This window comes from Brevundimonas sp., assembly GCF_036677305.1.
Taxonomy (GTDB): domain Bacteria; phylum Pseudomonadota; class Alphaproteobacteria; order Caulobacterales; family Caulobacteraceae; genus Brevundimonas.
This window is the reverse complement of record NZ_JAKFEB010000222.1, coordinates 1-16,042: the sequence shown is the minus strand read 5'-3', so window position 1 is coordinate 16,042 and position 16,042 is coordinate 1. Positions and strand designations below refer to the sequence as shown.

The window sequence follows — 16,042 nt, the reverse complement described above, 5'->3', positions numbered from 1 at the left end:
TCCTCGCCCGAACGCCCGAGCACCTGGCCTTCGGCGACCCGGTCGCCGGTCCGCACGGCGGCCTCGTCCAGCCCGGAGACCACGGCGCGCCAGCCGGGACCGAGATCGACGATCACCACCTGCCCCCAGCCGCTCAACGGCCCGGCGAAAGCGACCCGGCCGGGGGCCGGCGCCCGCGCCTCGGCCCGGTCGGCCCGCCAGCGCCAGCCGGTGGAGCCGCTCCCGAACCGCTGCGACGGCGTCCCGTCCACGGGCGGCGTCAGGCTGCTGCGTCCGGCGGGCAGGCGGGCGGCGGCGGGCTGGGCCTCGGCGTCGGCGACCGGGACGGCGGCGCCCAGCGACTTCAGCCGCGCCTCTAGCGCGCGGGTCGCCCGTTCCGCCGTCTCGGCCTCGGCCCGCAGCACGGCCTGAAGGGCGGTCTTGCGCGTCGTCAGGGCCTCGATCCTGGCCCGGCGGTCGCCGCGCGCGCTTTCGGTGGTGAACAGCTGTTCGCTGTTCAGGGCGGCGATGCGGCGGACGCGGTTGATCTCGTCCTGCCGGTCGGCCAGTCCCTGGGCTCGCGCCTGCAGCGCGGGAGCCATGGCTCGGATCAGGATGGAGGCGCGCACGGTGTCGATCGCCTTGTCGGCGGGGACCAGCAGCGGCGGCGGCGGGCGGCGGCTCATCATCTGCAGCGCCGACAGCAGCCGGCCCTGCCGACCCCGCGCCTGCGACAGCTGCGCCACCAGCGCCGCCTCGCGGGCGCCGAGTTCCCGCAGCCGCGCGCGCTGGGCGAGGATCAGCCGGTCGTCCTCGTCGACGGAGGCGCGCAGTTGGTCCAGCGACCGCTCCAGCCCGGCCAGTTCGGCCGCCGCCTCGGCCGCCTCGGCGCGCAGACGGCGGGCGCGGGCCTGTTCGTCCCGGAATTCGGCCTGCAACCGGGCGACGTCGACCGTCGGCGCCGCCCCCACGGGCAGGGCGGTCAGGCTCAGACACAGGATCACGGCCAGCTTGCGCATCAGTCGCGATGATAGGGCGATCCGGCCAGGATGGTCACGGCGCGATACAGCTGTTCCGCCAGCATCGCCCGCGCCAGGGCGTGCGGCCAGGTCTGGGGGCCGAAGGCGAGGGTCGATCCGGCCGCCGCGCGCACGCTCCCGTCCAGCCCGTCGGCCCCGCCGATGGCGAAGACCAGCCGGCGCTCGCCGCGGTCGCGCAGCATGGCGATATGGTCGGCGAAGGCGCGGCTGGAGAAGGTCTTCCCCCGCTCGTCGCAGGCGATCAGATGCGCGCCCTCGGCCGCCTTGAGGATCAGTTCGGCCTCGGGCGCCTTGCCCGGCTTGCGCGGTTCCAGATCGACGAGTTCCAGCGGGCCGAGGCCCAGCGCCCGGCCGGCCAGGGTCGCGCGCTCGGCGTAGTCAGCCGCCAGCACGGCCTCGGGTCCCCGCCCCGGCTTGCCGATGGCGATGACGGCCAGCTTCATGCGGTCAGCGGATCAGGCGCGGGCGTCGATGCGGTGGCCGCTCTCGACGGACCAGATCTTCTCGATGTTGTAGAAGGCGCGCACCTCGGGACGGAACAGGTGGACGATGACGTCTCCCGCATCCAGCAGCACCCAGTCGCAGTGCGGCAGGCCCGAAACCTTGACCTTGCCCAGACCCTGTTCCTTCAGCGCGCGCTGAAGGTGATCGGCCAGGGCGCCGACGTGACGGTGCGACCGCCCGGAGGCGATGATCATGGTGTCGGCCATCGGGCTTTTGCCCTTCAGGTCGATCAGGACGATGTCCTGCGCCTTGTCGTCGTCGAGACGCGACAGGATCGCCGTTTCCAGCGCGGTTGAGCCGACGGGAAGGGGAGCCTGCGGACCGTCTTCGGAGCGGATGGGTTCGAATTCGTCCATCTCGTGCGCCGTGTTCGAAACGGCGGTGTCTTGCGCGTCGTGCGCGGGCGAGGGGGTCAGCGGAAGGCTCCGGGGAGATTACTAAAGCGGAAGCCTATCACAAATGCGCGGCGGCGTCACGCGCGGCCCGAAGCGCCGTCGAGGAGCGGGGATTCAGCGGCGCCGTCAGATACGTCCAGGCGGGCGCCTCGAGGTCGGCGAGCAGACGCGCCCGGGCCGCCGGAACCCGGGCCGAGGCGAAGCGGGCGGCGGCTGGGGCGGTGCGGCTGTCCAGCTGGCTGCCCGGCCGGGCGATCACCGCCACCGGCATCATCCGCATGATGTCGGTCCAGCCGCGCCATCTGTGGAAGCTGGCCAGATTGTCCGATCCCATCAGCCAGACGAAACGCACGCCGGGGTGCCGGCCAGTCAGGGCGCGCAGGGTGTCGATGGTCCATTGCGTGCCGGCCCGGGTCTCGAAGTCGGAAACCAGCATGGCCCGCCCGTCCGCCGCCAGCTTCGCCGCCGCCCGCGCCGAGGCCATTCGCTCTTCCAGCGGCGCGCTGTCGCGGGCGTCCTTCAGCGGATTCTGCGGCGACACCAGCCAGACGACGCGGTCCAGCCCCAGCCGCCGCAGCGCCGTTTCGGCGACGTGCGCGTGGCCGTCATGAGCGGGATTGAACGAGCCCCCGAACAGGCCGACCGCCATGCCGGGCTGAAGATCCAGTCCGTCGCGCAGGACGCCGGGTCTGGGCCCCTGGGCTTTCGGCGCGGAACCGGCGTGGAAGAAGGGCAAGGCGGCAGGGCTCGCGCGGACTTATGCTCAGCGTGGAGCTAACACGCTGACCGGGCCCCTGTCGCCTGTGATCAACCGGTGAAGTCGGCGCAGAACCGATGCATGCGACCGGCGTATTCGGCGAGCGTTCCAATATCCGCCTCGGCGCGCAGGGCCTCGACACGGTCCGGGTCCTCGAGCTCGAACGGCTCCCAGACGTCTTTCGCGGCGCATCGGCCCTGGGTGCCGTAGCGCTGGGGCCTGTTCTCGCCGACCGCGACCCGGTCCCACAGATAGGCGTAGTTGGCGGCGCTGGTCTCTCCCGTGGCGACGAGAGGTTCGAGCATGGCCAGCACCTCCTTCTGGAACGCCCGATCACGATCCGCGTGCTGGACCATCAGCCAGGCCGTGCGCGACGCCATTTCGCCCGAGGTCGAGATGCGGAACCAGCCGTTGGCCGCGATGTCGGCCTTGAGCCAGGTCGTGTTCGCGCCGTCGGTCTCGCACATCAGGGTGTTCAGGGCGGTGTCGGTCCGGGCTTTCGCGCCGGGCGACAGCGGACCCCAGACCTGTTCCGCCCCTTCGAAGGCGCGACGGATCAACTGATCGCCGGCGGCCCGCGTCAGCAGGTCGCGGATGCGCGGATCGGTCTCGGCGGCGGCGCCGGCGTAACGCTCCGACACCCAGGAGAAGGGCTCTTCGGTCGCGACGCGGCCTTCCGCCATCGACCGGGCGAAGGCGCGCCACTTGCCGAGCGCCTCGTCAGCGGCCGCGCGGTCCCGCTCGAAGGCCTCGGGGCTGTCGACGGTCATGGCGGCCATGAGGGAGGACTGAACCTCCGCCTCGGCCTCGGTCAGGCAGCGCCCGGATCTGGGGCCGCCCTCCGAGTGGGTTCGCATATAGACCGCGTCGGCCAACGTCCGCAGATCCGCGCCTTCGGCCTTCAGAGCCATGTAGTCGAAAGCACGTGCGGCGGCGGCGTCCTCAGCCAGCGCGGACAATGTCGGCGTCAGTTGCGGACGCCGGGACGGCGCGGCCTGGAACGCCATCAGCAGCCCTGCGACCGCAACCAAGACGAAACGAAACATCCCCGACTCTCCCGTTCAACGGGAACATCGGGTCGGGATCAGGTCAAATCAAGGCGCCCAGCCGCCCGGGGTTTCCATGACCGTCTCGTCTTCCTCGGCCGGGGCGATCTCGCCGCGGTCCTTGCGGACCTCGGTCCAGGCGGCGCGCAGCAGTTCGGTCACGCCCTCGCCCGAGACGCCGGACACCAGCATGGGCCGGCGACCGGCGGCGGCCTCCAGCTCGGCGGCCTTCTCCTCGCGCGCCTCGGGAGTCAGGGCGTCGACCTTGTTCAGGGCCAGCACCTCGGCCTTGTCGGCCAGTCCGGCGCCGTAGGCTTCCAGCTCGTTGCGGATGGTGTGGTACGCTCCCGCCACGTCGTCCTGCGTCCCGTCGATCAGATGGATCAGGCAGCCCGACCGTTCGACGTGTCCGAGGAAGCGGGTGCCCAGACCGGCGCCTTCCGAGGCGCCCTCGATCAGGCCGGGGATGTCGGCGATGACGAACCGCTCGGTGGCCGACAGGTCGACCACGCCGAGGTTGGGCACCAGGGTCGTGAACGGATAGTCGGCGATCTTGGGCCGGGCGGCGCTGGCGGCGGCGAGGAAGGTCGACTTGCCGGCGTTGGGCAGGCCGGCCAGACCGACGTCGGCGATCAGCTTCAGCCGCAGCCAGATCCAGCGCTCCTGGCCTTCCTGGCCGGGGTTCGCATAGGCGGGCGCCTGGTTCTGCGGCCCCTTGAAATGGACATTGCCCCAGCCGCCGTTGCCGCCCTTCAGCAGCAGTTCGGTCTTGCCGGCGACATCCATGTCCAGCAGCACCGTCTCCTTGTCGTCGTCCAGCACCTGGGTGCCGACCGGGACCTTGAGGATGATGTCCTCGCCCTTGGCGCCGTGCATCTGCCGGCCCATGCCGTGGACGCCGGTCCGGGCCTTGAAATGCTGCTGGTAGCGGAAGTCGATCAGGGTGTTCAGGCCGTCCATGGCCGTGATCCAGACGTTGCCGCCATTGCCGCCGTCGCCGCCGTCGGGTCCGCCGTTCGGGATGAATTTTTCGCGCCGGAACGAGACGGCGCCCGCCCCGCCGTTGCCGGAGCGGATATAGATCTTGGCCTGGTCGAGAAACTTCATCGCGGGCTTATGGCCCAAGAGAGCGGCGATTTACAGGCGGGTGAAAGCGTTCTCCCTCCCCCGAAGTGGGGAGGGTGGTCGCGCAGCGACCGGGTGGGGAATTTCAGACGTACCCCACCCTGTCGCCGCTTCGCGCCGACATCCCTCCCCATAAAGGGGAGGGAGAGTTCTTTCACGTCTCAGCCCACACCCGAACGGTTCGTCTATGGGCGTTTCCAACGCCTTGGCGGGGACGCGCGGCCAAACCGCGCTCAAACAGACGACTTCGCGCACCCAACTCACTGATTCTAGTGGGTTTGTTCGGCGGACCAGCGTCATTTCGTAGCCGCAGGAACGACCCGTGCGACACTCGGGGTCTCCGATCTTTGACAATCGAATCCTCAACCGATCCGGCTGCGCCAAAAGAAAAAGGGCGGCCGAAGCCGCCCTTTGAATTGTCCGAAATGTCCGAAACTGTCCCACGAATTTTCGCGGTCATTCGGACAGTTGGCGCCCTGTGGATCAGGCGTCGGCCCACACGCCGAACGGATCGCTCCACGGCAGGTCCAGCGCCTCGGCCACGGCCGGATAGGTCAGTTCGCCGTTCAGCACGTTCAGGCCGCGCGCCAGATGCGGGTTGGACTTCAGCGCGTCCAGACCCTTGTTGGCCAGCGCCAGGCCGAAGGGCAGGGTGGCGTTGTTCAGGGCTTCGGACGAGGTGCGCGGGGCGGCGCCCGGCATGTTGGCGACGCAGTAGTGGACGACGCCGTCGATGACATAGGTCGGGTCCTCGTGGGTCGTGGCGTGGCTGGTCTCGAAACAGCCGCCCTGGTCGATGGCGACGTCGACCAGCACCGAGCCGGGCTTCATCTGCTTCAGGTGTTCCTTCTTGATCAGCTTGGGCGCCTCGGCGCCCGGGACCAGAACCGCGCCGATGATGACGTCGGCCTTGACCAGTTCTTCCTCGATCGCGCCGATCGCGGAGTAGCGGGTGATGACCCGGCCCTGGGTGACCTCGTCGATATAGGCCATGCGCGGGATCGAGCGTTCCAGCACCACGACCTCGGCGCCCAGGCCCATGGCCATGCGCGCCGCGTTCAGGCCGACGACGCCGCCGCCCAGCACCAGCACGCGGGCCGGGGCCACGCCCGGGACGCCGCAGAACAGCAGGCCCATGCCGCCGTTGTGCTTCAGCAGGGTCTCGGCGGCCGAGAAGACGGCGATCCGGCCGGCCACTTCCGACATCGGCGCCAGCAGCGGCAGGCCGCCCTGCGCATTGGTCACCGTTTCATAGGCGATGGCGGCGCATTTGGACGCCAGCAGACCCCTGGTCTGTTCGGGATCGGGCGCCAGGTGCAGGTAGGTGAACAGGATCTGGCCTTCGCGCAGCATCTCCCACTCGACCTTCTGCGGCTCCTTCACCTTCACGATCATGTCGCTGTCGGCGAAGACCGTCTTCGCGTCGGCGACGATCGCGGCGCCCGCCTTCTTGTAGTCCGCGTCGGTGAAGCCGGCCCCGAGGCCCGCGCCGGTCTCGATCGAGACCGTGTGGCCGTTGGCGACGTATTCGCGAACCGCCGTCGGCGTCAGGCCGATGCGGTGTTCGTTCTTCTTGATTTCCTTGGGGACGCCGACGCGCATGACCGTTTCCTCTGCCAGTCCGTTTCGGGCGGCAATCTAGCGGCGGTTTCGACGCAGGTTCCTGTTCTTTTCGGCCAGTAATCGCCGTACACTCGCAGAATCTGCGAACGAGACGCCAAATGAAGACAGTTTCCGCCGTCACCCTCGACGACACCGACCGGAAGATGATCCGCGCCCTCCAGACCGACGGCCGCATGACCAACGCCGACCTGGCCCGGACGGTGAACCTGTCCGAAAGCGCCTGCCTGCGCCGGCTCAGGGCGCTGGAGACCGAGGGGGTCATCAGCCGTTACGCCGCCATCATCAACGAGCGCGCGGTGGGCCTGCCGATCAGCGTCTTCGTGACCGTGACCCTGTCGTCCCAGGCCGAGGCCTCGCTGACGGCGTTCGAGACGGCCATCGCCACCGTGCCCGAGGTGGTGGAATGCTATCTGATGACCGGCGGCTCGGACTATCTGCTGCGGCTGGTGGTGCGCGACGTCGACGACCTGGAACGCGTCCACTCCCACGAGCTGACGCGGATTCCGGGGGTGACGCGCGTCTCGTCCAGCGTGGCGATGCGGACGGTGGTGAAGCGCGGGGCCCTGCCGGTCTAGGTCAGCCGCCCGCCGCGCCGGCGGCCATCGTGTCCTGGATGCTGATGATCGCCGGGGTCAGGATGACGATGAACAGCACCGGCAGGAAGAACAGGATCATCGGCACGGTCAGTTTGGCGGGCAGGGCGGCGGCCTTCTTCTCGGCGGCCGACAGGCGCATCTCGCGGTTTTCCTTGGCCATGGTGCGCAGGGCCGAGCCCAGCGGCGTGCCGTAGGTCTCGGCCTGGGTCATGGCCGTGGCGACCGATTTGACGCCCGGATGGTTGGTGCGTTTGGCCAGCCCCTCATAGGCCATGCGGCGGTCTGGCAGATAGCTGAGCTCGGCGGACAGCAGGGTCATCTCCTCGGCCAGATCGATGGACGAGCCGCCGATCTCCTGACTGACCTTCTGGATGGCCGCCTCGATCGACATGCCGGCCTCGACGCAGATCAGCAGCAGGTCGAGAGCGTCGGGAAAGGCCTGCATGATCGAGGCGCGGCGCTTGGAGATGCGGTTGGCCAGGAAGATGTTGGGCGCATAGAAGCCGACCACGGCGGCCACCATGCTGATGGTCACCCGCGACATGAACGGCATGCCGAAATCGTTGAAGACGAACAGGTAGAAGACGGCGATCGCCAGAAAGACGAACGGCATCGAGAAGCGGAAGAAGTAGAAGGTGGTCAGCGGCTTGGGCCCGCGATAGCCGGCCTGGGCCATCTTCTCGGCGACCTTGGGGTCCTCCAGCAGCTTGTTCAGGTTCAGCCGTTCGACGACGCGTTTCTTGAAACCCTCGTCCGTGTGCCGCAGCCCCTGCGGCCCGGCGTTCTGGGAGGCGATCGCCTGGCGGGACCGGCGCTTCAGCTCCTCGCGGCGCACCGCCACGGCCTGCATCCGGTTCTCGAGCCTGGCCCCGCCGCCGAACGATCCGGCCAGCGTCACAATGGTCGCGAACACCAGAACGCCCACGCCCATGCTCAGCAGGTTCTGGATGTTGGTGAAGAACTCGATCACGGCGGGCTTCCTAGAACTTGAACGAGATCATCTTCTTCATCACGAACACCCCGAAGCCCATCATCGCCACGGCGATGAACAGCATGAACTGCCCGCGCGGGTCGGTGAAAAGCCGGGCCATATAGGCCGGGGTGGTGATGCTGACGAGGATCATCACGGCGGGCGGCAGCGAGCCGATGATGCCCGCCGAGGCGGTGGCTTCGGACGACAGGGCCTTGATCTTCTCGCCCATCATCTTGCGGGCCCGCAGGACGACCGAAAGGTTGTTCAGCGCCTCGGCCAGGTTGCCGCCGGTCTTCTGCTGGATGGCGATGACGATGGAGAAGAATTTCAGCTCCGGCGTCGGCATGCGCTCGTACATCTTGTCCAGCGCCTGGGCGAGCGTCAGGCCGACGCCCAGTCCCTCGACCAGTTTCTGGAACTCGCCGCCCAGGGGCTGCGGGCTTTCCCGGGCGATGATCTTGAAACAGTCGTGGACCGGCAGGCCCGACTTGATGCCGCGTACGATGACGTCGACGGCGTCGGCGAAATGGCTGGAGAATTTCTTGCGTCGGCGCTTGCCTAGCATGCCGACGAACCAGCGCGGCAGGCCCAGGCCGACGACGAAGCCGAGCCCCAGCGCCATGAAGATGTTCAGGCCGAACAGCAGCGGAAGCAGGAAGGCCAGCACCCCCAGCACGCCGCTGACGATCCAGAAGGTCGTGACCCTGGTGTTCAGCCCGGCCTGTTTCAGCTTGGCCGACAGACTGATGCGGGCCTTGCGTTCGGCGCGCTCCGATTCCTGGAGCTGGAGCATGATCTGCTTGCGCCGCGCCTCGGGGGTGTTGGCCGCGGCGGCCTTTTTGGACGCATTGTTCTGTTTCGGCGCGCCGAAGCCTTCGGCGCGTTTCAGCGCGACATCCGTCGAATCGCCGCCGCCGACGAAGGCCCAGCCCAGGCCGCCGATGGTGATGAAGGCCAGGACCGCGGCGAGTATCGGAAGCATCGCGGCCTACTCCGCCGCGTCGAGGGCTTCCGCCAGCTCGCGCTCAAGGCCGTAGTAGCGGGCGCGGTCCCAGAAGCGGGGACGGGCGATGCCGGTCGAACGGTGGCGGCCGACGATCTTGCCGTTCTCGTCCTCGCCGGTGATTTCGTAGACGAACAGGTCCTGGGTGACGATGACGTCGCCTTCCAGCCCGACCACCTCGGTGATGTGGGTGATGCGGCGCGAGCCGTCGCGCAGGCGGGCGGCCTGGACGATGACGTCGACCGAGCCGACGATCATCTCGCGGATGGTCTTGGACGGCAGGCCGTAGCCGCCCATGGTGATCATGGACTCCATCCGGCTGATGGCCTCGCGCGGGCTGTTGGCGTGCAGCGTGCCCATGGAGCCGTCGTGGCCGGTGTTCATGGCCTGCAGCAGGTCGAAGGCTTCCGGGCCGCGCACCTCGCCGACGATGATCCGCTCGGGACGCATCCGCAGGCAGTTCTTCACCAGGTCGCGCATGGTGATCATGCCCTGGCCCTCGAGGTTGGGCGGGCGGGTCTCCAGACGCACCACGTGCGGCTGCTGCAGCTGCAGTTCGGCCGCGTCCTCGCAGGTGATGACGCGCTCGGTCGGGTCGATGAAGGCGGTCAGGGTGTTCAGCAGCGTCGTCTTGCCCGAGCCCGTACCGCCCGAGATGACGAGGTTGCATCGCGACGCGCCGATGACGCCCAGCACGCGCGCGCCCTCGGGACTGATGGAGGCGTACTCCACCAGGTTCTTCATCGTCAGCTTGTCTTTCTTGAACTTCCGGATCGTCAGCGTCGGGCCGTCGATGGCCAGCGGCGGGGCGATGACGTTGACGCGGCTGCCGTCCGGCAGGCGGGCGTCGCAGATCGGGGAACTCTCGTCCACGCGGCGGCCGACCTGCGACACGATACGCTGGCAGATGTTCATCAGCTGGGCGTTGTCGCGGAAGCGGACGTTGGTCAGCTGGACCTTGCCGCCGACCTCGATGAAGACCCGGCCGGCGCCGTTGACCATGATGTCGGCGATGTCGTCCCGCGCCAGCAAGGGTTCGAGCGGGCCATAGCCGAGGACGTCGTTGACGATGTCCTGGACCAGATGCTCCTGCTCGGCGACCGACATGGAGACGTTCTTGATCGCCACCAGTTCGGCGACGATGTCGCGGATCTCTTCCGACGCCGCCTTGGTGTCGAGCTGGGCCAGCTGGGCCAGATCGATGGTGTTCATCAAGGCGTTGAAGATCGTCGTCTTGGTGGCGTGGTAATAGTCCGACTGCTCGCGGACGATCTCGGCGACGGCCTGGGCCTTCTTCAGCTGCTCATAGCCGGGCGTGGCCTTGGGGCCGGGGCCCTTCTGGGGCGTCCCGCTGTCGTCGGACGGCTTGGGCCGCATGGCCAGGGCGTCCAGCCGGTCGGCGGCGGGGGAAGCGGGTTTGGCGGCGTAGGATTCCGCCTTGCGGGCGGCGGCCTGGACCTGGTCGACGGTCTGGTCGCCGCCGAAGGCGAAGGCTTCGGTCTGGATGCCCGGCGCGGGCTGCGGCGGCTGGGCCGCGGGCGCGGACTGGGGTGCAGGCGCGGCCGGCCGCGGCGCCGTCGCGACATTCCCCGGCTGACCTGTGCGCTTGCCGAACACCCGTTACGACTTCTTCTTGAACAGGCCGCTGAACATGGACTTGCTCTCGGCCTTGGCCCTGGGGCCGGTCAGCATCGGCAGTTCGCGACGCGACACGATCTGGGCGAGGGTCTGGAAGGCTTCGGCCGCCTTCGACTTGGCGCCGGCGTCCAGGATCATCTGGCCGTTGTTGGCGGCGGCGCCGAACGTCTTGGGATCGAACGGGATGATCAGGCTGGGATGAACGCCCAGGGCGGCGCCGAAATCCTTGGCCGGGATTTCCGGACGGCCGGGGACGCCGACCTGGTTCAGCACCAGACGCGGCGGGGCGTCGTTGGGCCGGCCCTGTTTGATCAGATCGATCATGTTCTTGGCGTTGCGCAGCGAGGCCAGATCCGGGGTCGCGACGATGACGACCTCGTCGGCCGCGATCAGGGTGCGCCGCATCCAGCCCGACCACAGATGGGGCAGGTCCAGCACCACGAAGGGGGCGGTCGAGCGGATCTGGGTCGTGACCTCCTCGAACGCGTCGGGGGAGATGTCCCAGTCGACGTCGAGGGTCGCGGGGGCCGCGAACAGACTGAGCTTGTCGGTGCAGCGGACCATCATCCGGTCCAGCAGCAGCGGGTCGAGGCGGTCGGGCTGGCTCAGGGCGTCGGCCACGCCGCTGAGCGGGTCCTGGTTGAAGTCCAGGCCGGCGGTGCCGAAGGGCAGGTCGTAGTCGACGATGACGGTGTTGGCGCCGATCCGCTCGGACATCGCATAGGCGGTGTTGTGCGCGACCGAGCTGGAGCCGGTGCCGCCGCGCGCGCCGACGAAGGCGATCGAGCGGCCGACGAAGGGCTGGGCCGGGTCGGCGAACAGGCCGCCGATGGCCGCGATCAGCTGCAGCGGCTGCAACGGGGCGACCAGATATTCGCTGACGCCGCGGCGCATCAGCTCGCGGAACAGCAGGATGTCGTTGGTGGCGCCGACGACGACGACCTTGGTGCCGGCGTCGCAGACCTCGGCCAGCTGATCGACTTCCCACAGCAGGGTCTGCGGGTCCTTCATGCACTCGACGACGATCAGCGGCGGGGTCGGCTCGTGCTGATAGGCCTCCACGGCGGCGGCGACGCCGCCGATGCGGATCTGGGTGGTGGCCCGCGACAGACGGCGGTCCTGACCGGCCCGTTCGGCGGCGGCCAGGGTGTCCTGGCGCTCGGCGAAAACGTGGATGGCGATGCGCGGCACCGACACCTCGGCAGTCTGTCCGCTGCTGAACGTGGGGGCGGAGAAGGCCGAGGCGGCGCCGGCGACGAGCTCGCCCACGGGATTGAAACCTGCGACGGCCGGCACCGAAGCCTCGGCTTCGCGCATCTGCGGAGCGGTTTCTGCGGACGAGGCGGCGACCGCCGGAGGCGTAAACTGGAGCGGCGGACGCTGATCGGCTGAAGGCTCGCCGGGGAAGGCGGGCGGTTCGTCGACGACGGGTCCCGCGGCCGCGGCCTCCGGCGTCACATAGCCCATTTCGGCATCGAATTCGTCGTCGAACTCGTCAAAGGGCTGGGGGGCGAAAGCGTTGTTCATCAGCCTAGTCCACCGCCCGGGAGATCTGGCCGTTCACCAGGGGCTCCTGCGGCGTCGAACTGGCCTGCCCCTTGCGATAGTCGTCGAACACCACGGCGGCGCGGCCCGAGTCAGCCGGCGTCATCGGACGGGCGCCCAGAATATCGCGCGGATCGGCGATCTGGGCGGCCATGTTGGCGTTGACCGAACAGCCGAAGCCCGCCGAGCTCTGGTTCGAATAGCGGGGACCCAGGTTTCCCGCCTCAAGGGCGCAGTTGGGAACGACCGCCCGAACGGTTTCGAAGCCCGCCAGCACCGGCGCCCGCGGGTCCGGCGCCGCATAGGCGGCGATCTGGATCCGGTCGCCGGGGACTCCGGCGGACTGGAGAGCGCTTCGTACGGCATAGGCCTGTTGCACGGCGGCCGGATCCTCGCCCGACGGGGCCTCGACCTTGATGGAGCCGTATCCGGAAGCGCCGTATCGGGCGGCCAGCTGGCCGATCGCGTCGCGCTGATTGGCGGACAGGCCCTGGTCGTGCACCGCCAGCGCGATCCGGTCCAGACCGGGTTCGACCTGAAGCGCGTATCGCGACAGCGGCGTCACGGGGGCCAGCGGATCGCTGCCGACCGAGACGGCGCAGCCCGCGGCTCCCAGACCGAGCGCGAGGACGAAAATCGCGGAAGCGGTGGCGCGCATGGCCGGATTCCTCATTCGATCACATAGCCCACGGGGCCGGTCCAGGCGGTGTTGGCGCCGGCCGAGGATCCGCCGGCGGGCCGGTACTGCTGGTCCAGCTGACCGAACAGCAGGGTCTGGGCGTCGCTGGCGATAATCAGACCGTCTGCGGGCGTCTGCAGCCGGCCCGGGGAGGTCGGAGAGACGATATAGGCCTCGATGATGATCACCAGTTCGGTCTCGCCCGACAGATAGTCGCGCGACCGGAACAGGGCGCCCAGCACCGGCAGATTGCCGATGCCCGGCAGCTGGTCGATGTTCTGGCGGGTGTCTTCACGCAGCAGGCCGGCGATCATCATGGAGCCGCCGGAGGGCAGCTCGACCGTGGAGGAGGCGCGCCGCACCTTCAGGGCCGGAATGACCAGGGCGTCGTCGGCGGTGCCGCCGAGCGTGAACGCGCCTTCCTGGGTCAGTTCGGAAACCTCGGTCGACAGCTGCAATGAGATGCGGCCCTGCGACAGGACGATGGGACGGAAGGCCAGTCGCACGCCGAACGGTTTGAACTCGATGCCGATCGTGACCTGGCCCGTGGTGGAGTCCACGTCGCGGCCGGTCGGGACGGGGAATTCGCCGCCCGCCAGGAACTCGGCGTTCTCGCCATTGACGGAGGTCAGGTTGGGTTCGGCCAGGATGCGCACCAGGCCGGCGCGTTCGAAGGCGCGGATGCTGGTGTCCAGGCTGTTGCCGTCGCCGCTCTGGTCCAGATAGTTGAGGATGCCGCCGCCCAGCTGACTGCCCGACACGGCGAAGGTCGCGGCCTGGGCGAAGGACAGGCCGTCGCCGACGGTGTTCAGCACGGCGTCGACGTCGAGACCCAGCTGTTTGATCGCCGTGCGCTGCACCTCGATGACGCGGGCCTTGACCATGACCTGGTCGGAACCGGCGATGGTCATCATGTTGATGACCTTCTCGGGCGCCGAGACGAAGGCGCGGGCGACCTGCGAGGCGCGGTCGGCCTCGCCGGGACTGTTGACGGGGCCGGTCAGGATGATGCTGTCGTTGACCGCCTCGGCGTGAACCTCGGACCCCGGCATGACCCGGCTCAAGGTGTCCTGCAGCGCCGAGACGCCCGCGTCCACGCGCACGCGCAGGGACAGGATGGTCCGGCCGGCGGCGTCCAGAACGACCGCGTCGGTCTCGCCGGGCTGAAGGCCGATGATGGTGATGCGACGCGGCGAATGCAGCATGGCCTCGGCGACGACGGGGTTCGGCACGATGACGTCGCGGGCGTCCGACGGCAGGTCGATGGCCATCGAGGAGCCGCGGGGCAGGTTGATCAGCTGTGCGCCGGCGCCCATGGGCAGGGCGGCGCGGGACTGGGCCCGGGCGACGTCGGGCATGACTGCACCCGCAGCGGCGAGGGCGAGACCGGCCAGGGCGAGGACGGCAAAACGCGTCATCGGGCGCTTCATTGGACCACCACCACTTCAGGCGCGCCGCCCCGGAAGACGCGGACAGGGGTTGATTGTCGAGCGGCCGGGGCGACCCGGCCCGAAGGCCCGCCCGTGTCTGCGTAGGACCGCAGGACCAGGCTCAGCTCGCCTTCGGACTTGGCCAGGGCCAGGGCCTCGGCGTCGCGGGGACCCAGCTCAAGCGTTGCGGTCGCGCCGACGACCGCCTGCTCGTCATCGCCGGCGCGCGTCGACTGGTCGATCGCCAGCACCTTGACGTTCTGCATCACGGTGGATGAGGAGAATTTGGATCGGTCGGAGTCCTGGGCCCCGACGTTGGCGAGGGTGGTCTCGCGGGTCAGCAGCACATCGACCCGGTCGCCGGGCAGGATGAAGCCGCCGGCGGCCGTCTCGACGGTGACCCGGATGGCCATGGCGCGCATGCCCGGCTCCAGATAGGCGGCCATATAGCCGCTGTCCCCGGCGCGGACGATCTTGCGGCTGACGATCGGCTCGCCCGCCAGGATCGGCTCGCGCACGACAGACCCGACGTAGTCCGCCTTGGCCCCGCCGGTCGCGAGATCGGTGGCGGCGCGCGTGACCGAGGCGACGGCGCCGGCAGGCTTGTCCGCTTCCCCGGCGGCGGCTTCGGCTGAAGGCACGGGCACGGAGCCGTCGGTGATGAAGGCGGGGTTGACCTCGTCGGCGGGCCAGTCCTTCCAGTCCAGGTCGCCTTCGGTCAGGCGTTGTCCGGGCTGCAGGTCCCTGGCGGCGACCATCACCTTGGCCATCGGCCGCGTGGGCACGGCGGCCGCCGTGGCGACGGCGGTCGGGGTTTTCGAGGGCGATCCCATGGCGCGCACGACCAGGGCCAGACCGATGGCGGCCACTGCGGCGACGCAGATCACGATGATACGGGCAGGCTTCATCGACGCTCTCCGGCAGGATCGGGGCGGCACCGTTGAGTCGGTCCCTTGGTTCCCTGCCGTTAACGACCATGCCCACCGTGGGTTAACGGCGGCCTAAGTCGCGTTTACCCCGCTATGAACCGGGCCAGCAGGGGCGACGCGGGATAGGCCATGAGGGCGCCGGCGGCGATGGCCACGCCGTAGGGAATGTCGCCGCGCGGCTCCATCAGCTGCACCACCCATTGCGGGGCGCCGAGCAGATAGGGGCGCGAGTGGAAGCGGGCGAACAACAGAGCCAGGCAGAAGACGCCGCCGATCACCCCGGTCCACAGCAGGAACATTCCGGACCCGCCCAGGCCCAGCCAGAGGCAGGCCGCCGCCATCAGCTTCGCGTCACCGCCGCCGATCCAGCGCAATGCGAACATGCCGGCGCCGATCACCAGGGACAGGGCGGCGATTCCGGCGTGGGCCGCGACCGTCATCGGCTCGAGGCCCACGACCAGGGCGGCGGGGAAGAAGGCGAGCACCAGCAGGCCGGAGATCCAGTTGGGAATCTTCATCGAGGTCAGATCCTTCAGCCCCGCGATGATGACGAGGGCCGGCATCACGCCGAGGAGGATCAGGGTGACTGTGTCCATGGCCGCATCTCACACAGGCACGGTTAAAGGCGCGTTGCCGGCACGGACCCGAAAGGCAGAGGGGCCGGGGCGTTTCCGCCCCGGCCCCTCGCCGGTTCTTTCAGACGTGCGTCGGAAGATCAGGTTCCGGCGGTGCCGCCCATGCCGGTGACGACGGCGTTGAACTTGGTCTTGATCGTCGAGC

At 69.1% G+C, this 16,042-nt stretch carries 16 protein-coding genes; 1 reads left to right on the top strand and 15 read right to left on the bottom strand.

What is annotated here, in order from left to right; all coding sequences use genetic code 11:
• The 7 genes from V6M42_RS12775 to ald form a co-directional block, all read right to left on the bottom strand.
• Nucleotides 1-998: murein hydrolase activator EnvC family protein (locus V6M42_RS12775; protein ID WP_332678817.1), on the bottom strand; the 998-nt coding region annotated here is incomplete at its 3' end.
• Nucleotides 998-1,462: a 23S rRNA (pseudouridine(1915)-N(3))-methyltransferase RlmH gene (gene rlmH / locus V6M42_RS12770; RefSeq protein WP_332678816.1), complete on the bottom strand. Its 465-nt coding sequence runs from the start codon at nt 1,460-1,462 to the stop codon at nt 998-1,000. The genes V6M42_RS12775 and rlmH, both read right to left, overlap by 1 nt.
• A 12-nt stretch (nt 1,463-1,474) precedes the next feature.
• Complete coding sequence (rsfS, locus tag V6M42_RS12765) at nt 1,475-1,879, bottom strand: ribosome silencing factor (protein WP_332659046.1); 405 nt, start codon at nt 1,877-1,879, stop codon at nt 1,475-1,477.
• 97 nt (nt 1,880-1,976) lie between these two features.
• A complete protein-coding gene (locus tag V6M42_RS12760) occupies nt 1,977-2,654 on the bottom strand; it encodes a nicotinate-nucleotide adenylyltransferase (protein ID WP_332678815.1) in 678 nt (225 codons plus the stop codon).
• A 71-nt stretch (nt 2,655-2,725) separates the two neighbouring features.
• On the bottom strand, nt 2,726-3,721 hold the full coding sequence (locus V6M42_RS12755; RefSeq protein ID WP_332678814.1) for a DUF6624 domain-containing protein: 996 nt from the start codon (nt 3,719-3,721) through the stop codon (nt 2,726-2,728).
• A 48-nt stretch (nt 3,722-3,769) separates the two neighbouring features.
• The gene (gene obgE / locus V6M42_RS12750; protein WP_332678812.1) at nt 3,770-4,828 is read right to left on the bottom strand and encodes a GTPase ObgE; all 1,059 of its coding nucleotides are present in this window, start codon (nt 4,826-4,828) and stop codon (nt 3,770-3,772) included.
• Between the two features lie 501 nt (nt 4,829-5,329).
• A complete protein-coding gene (gene ald, locus V6M42_RS12745) occupies nt 5,330-6,448 on the bottom strand; it encodes an alanine dehydrogenase (protein WP_332678811.1) in 1,119 nt (372 codons plus the stop codon).
• 119 nt (nt 6,449-6,567) lie between these two features.
• Between ald and V6M42_RS12740 the strand changes: the two genes are divergently transcribed.
• Nucleotides 6,568-7,044, top strand: a complete 477-nt coding sequence (locus V6M42_RS12740) for an Lrp/AsnC family transcriptional regulator (protein WP_332660133.1) — start codon at nt 6,568-6,570, stop codon at nt 7,042-7,044.
• Nucleotide 7,045: 1 nt separating this feature from the next.
• On the opposite strand, the gene V6M42_RS12735 is transcribed toward V6M42_RS12740, so the two are convergent.
• The 8 genes from V6M42_RS12735 to V6M42_RS12700 form a co-directional block, all read right to left on the bottom strand.
• A complete protein-coding gene (locus V6M42_RS12735) occupies nt 7,046-7,996 on the bottom strand; it encodes a type II secretion system F family protein (protein ID WP_332660137.1) in 951 nt (316 codons plus the stop codon).
• 49 nt (nt 7,997-8,045) lie between these two features.
• Complete coding sequence (locus tag V6M42_RS12730) at nt 8,046-9,020, bottom strand: type II secretion system F family protein (RefSeq protein ID WP_332660130.1); 975 nt, start codon at nt 9,018-9,020, stop codon at nt 8,046-8,048.
• Nucleotides 9,021-9,026: 6 nt separating this feature from the next.
• The gene (locus V6M42_RS12725; RefSeq protein ID WP_332660128.1) at nt 9,027-10,658 is read right to left on the bottom strand and encodes a CpaF family protein; all 1,632 of its coding nucleotides are present in this window, start codon (nt 10,656-10,658) and stop codon (nt 9,027-9,029) included.
• A 3-nt stretch (nt 10,659-10,661) separates the two neighbouring features.
• Nucleotides 10,662-12,206, bottom strand: a complete 1,545-nt coding sequence (locus V6M42_RS12720) for a cellulose synthase operon protein YhjQ/BcsQ (protein ID WP_332660126.1) — start codon at nt 12,204-12,206, stop codon at nt 10,662-10,664.
• A gap of 4 nt (nt 12,207-12,210) precedes the next feature.
• The gene (locus V6M42_RS12715) at nt 12,211-12,882 is read right to left on the bottom strand and encodes a CpaD family pilus assembly protein (RefSeq protein WP_332660124.1); all 672 of its coding nucleotides are present in this window, start codon (nt 12,880-12,882) and stop codon (nt 12,211-12,213) included.
• Between the two features lie 11 nt (nt 12,883-12,893).
• Nucleotides 12,894-14,321 carry a type II and III secretion system protein family protein gene (locus tag V6M42_RS12710; RefSeq protein WP_332678810.1) on the bottom strand — a complete coding sequence of 476 codons (1,428 nt, stop codon included), beginning with the start codon at nt 14,319-14,321 and terminating at the stop codon, nt 12,894-12,896.
• Between the two features lie 8 nt (nt 14,322-14,329).
• Nucleotides 14,330-15,241 (bottom strand): Flp pilus assembly protein CpaB, encoded by a 912-nt coding sequence (gene cpaB, locus V6M42_RS12705; protein WP_332678809.1) that lies wholly within the window; start codon nt 15,239-15,241, stop codon nt 14,330-14,332.
• A gap of 104 nt (nt 15,242-15,345) precedes the next feature.
• Nucleotides 15,346-15,858, bottom strand: coding sequence for an A24 family peptidase (locus V6M42_RS12700; protein ID WP_332678807.1), 513 nt, complete (start codon nt 15,856-15,858; stop codon nt 15,346-15,348).
• Nucleotides 15,859-16,042: the final 184 nt, after the last annotated feature.

Bases quoted from the DNA above. Each gene is read 5' to 3' on its own strand.
- cpaB (WP_332678809.1), bottom strand. From the start codon at position 15,241: ATGAAGCCTGCCCGTATCATCGTGATCTGCGTCGCCGCAGTGGCCGCC.
- rsfS (WP_332659046.1), bottom strand. From the start codon at position 1,879: ATGGACGAATTCGAACCCATCCGCTCCGAAGACGGTCCGCAGGCTCCC.
- obgE (WP_332678812.1), bottom strand. From the start codon at position 4,828: ATGAAGTTTCTCGACCAGGCCAAGATCTATATCCGCTCCGGCAACGGC.
- V6M42_RS12715 (WP_332660124.1), bottom strand. From the start codon at position 12,882: ATGCGCGCCACCGCTTCCGCGATTTTCGTCCTCGCGCTCGGTCTGGGA.
- V6M42_RS12720 (WP_332660126.1), bottom strand. From the start codon at position 12,206: ATGAACAACGCTTTCGCCCCCCAGCCCTTTGACGAGTTCGACGACGAA.
- V6M42_RS12730 (WP_332660130.1), bottom strand. From the start codon at position 9,020: ATGCTTCCGATACTCGCCGCGGTCCTGGCCTTCATCACCATCGGCGGC.
- V6M42_RS12755 (WP_332678814.1), bottom strand. From the start codon at position 3,721: ATGTTTCGTTTCGTCTTGGTTGCGGTCGCAGGGCTGCTGATGGCGTTC.
- V6M42_RS12700 (WP_332678807.1), bottom strand. From the start codon at position 15,858: ATGGACACAGTCACCCTGATCCTCCTCGGCGTGATGCCGGCCCTCGTC.
- V6M42_RS12740 (WP_332660133.1), top strand. From the start codon at position 6,568: ATGAAGACAGTTTCCGCCGTCACCCTCGACGACACCGACCGGAAGATG.
- V6M42_RS12735 (WP_332660137.1), bottom strand. From the start codon at position 7,996: ATGGGCGTGGGCGTTCTGGTGTTCGCGACCATTGTGACGCTGGCCGGA.
- V6M42_RS12710 (WP_332678810.1), bottom strand. From the start codon at position 14,321: ATGACGCGTTTTGCCGTCCTCGCCCTGGCCGGTCTCGCCCTCGCCGCT.
- rlmH (WP_332678816.1), bottom strand. From the start codon at position 1,462: ATGAAGCTGGCCGTCATCGCCATCGGCAAGCCGGGGCGGGGACCCGAG.
- ald (WP_332678811.1), bottom strand. From the start codon at position 6,448: ATGCGCGTCGGCGTCCCCAAGGAAATCAAGAAGAACGAACACCGCATC.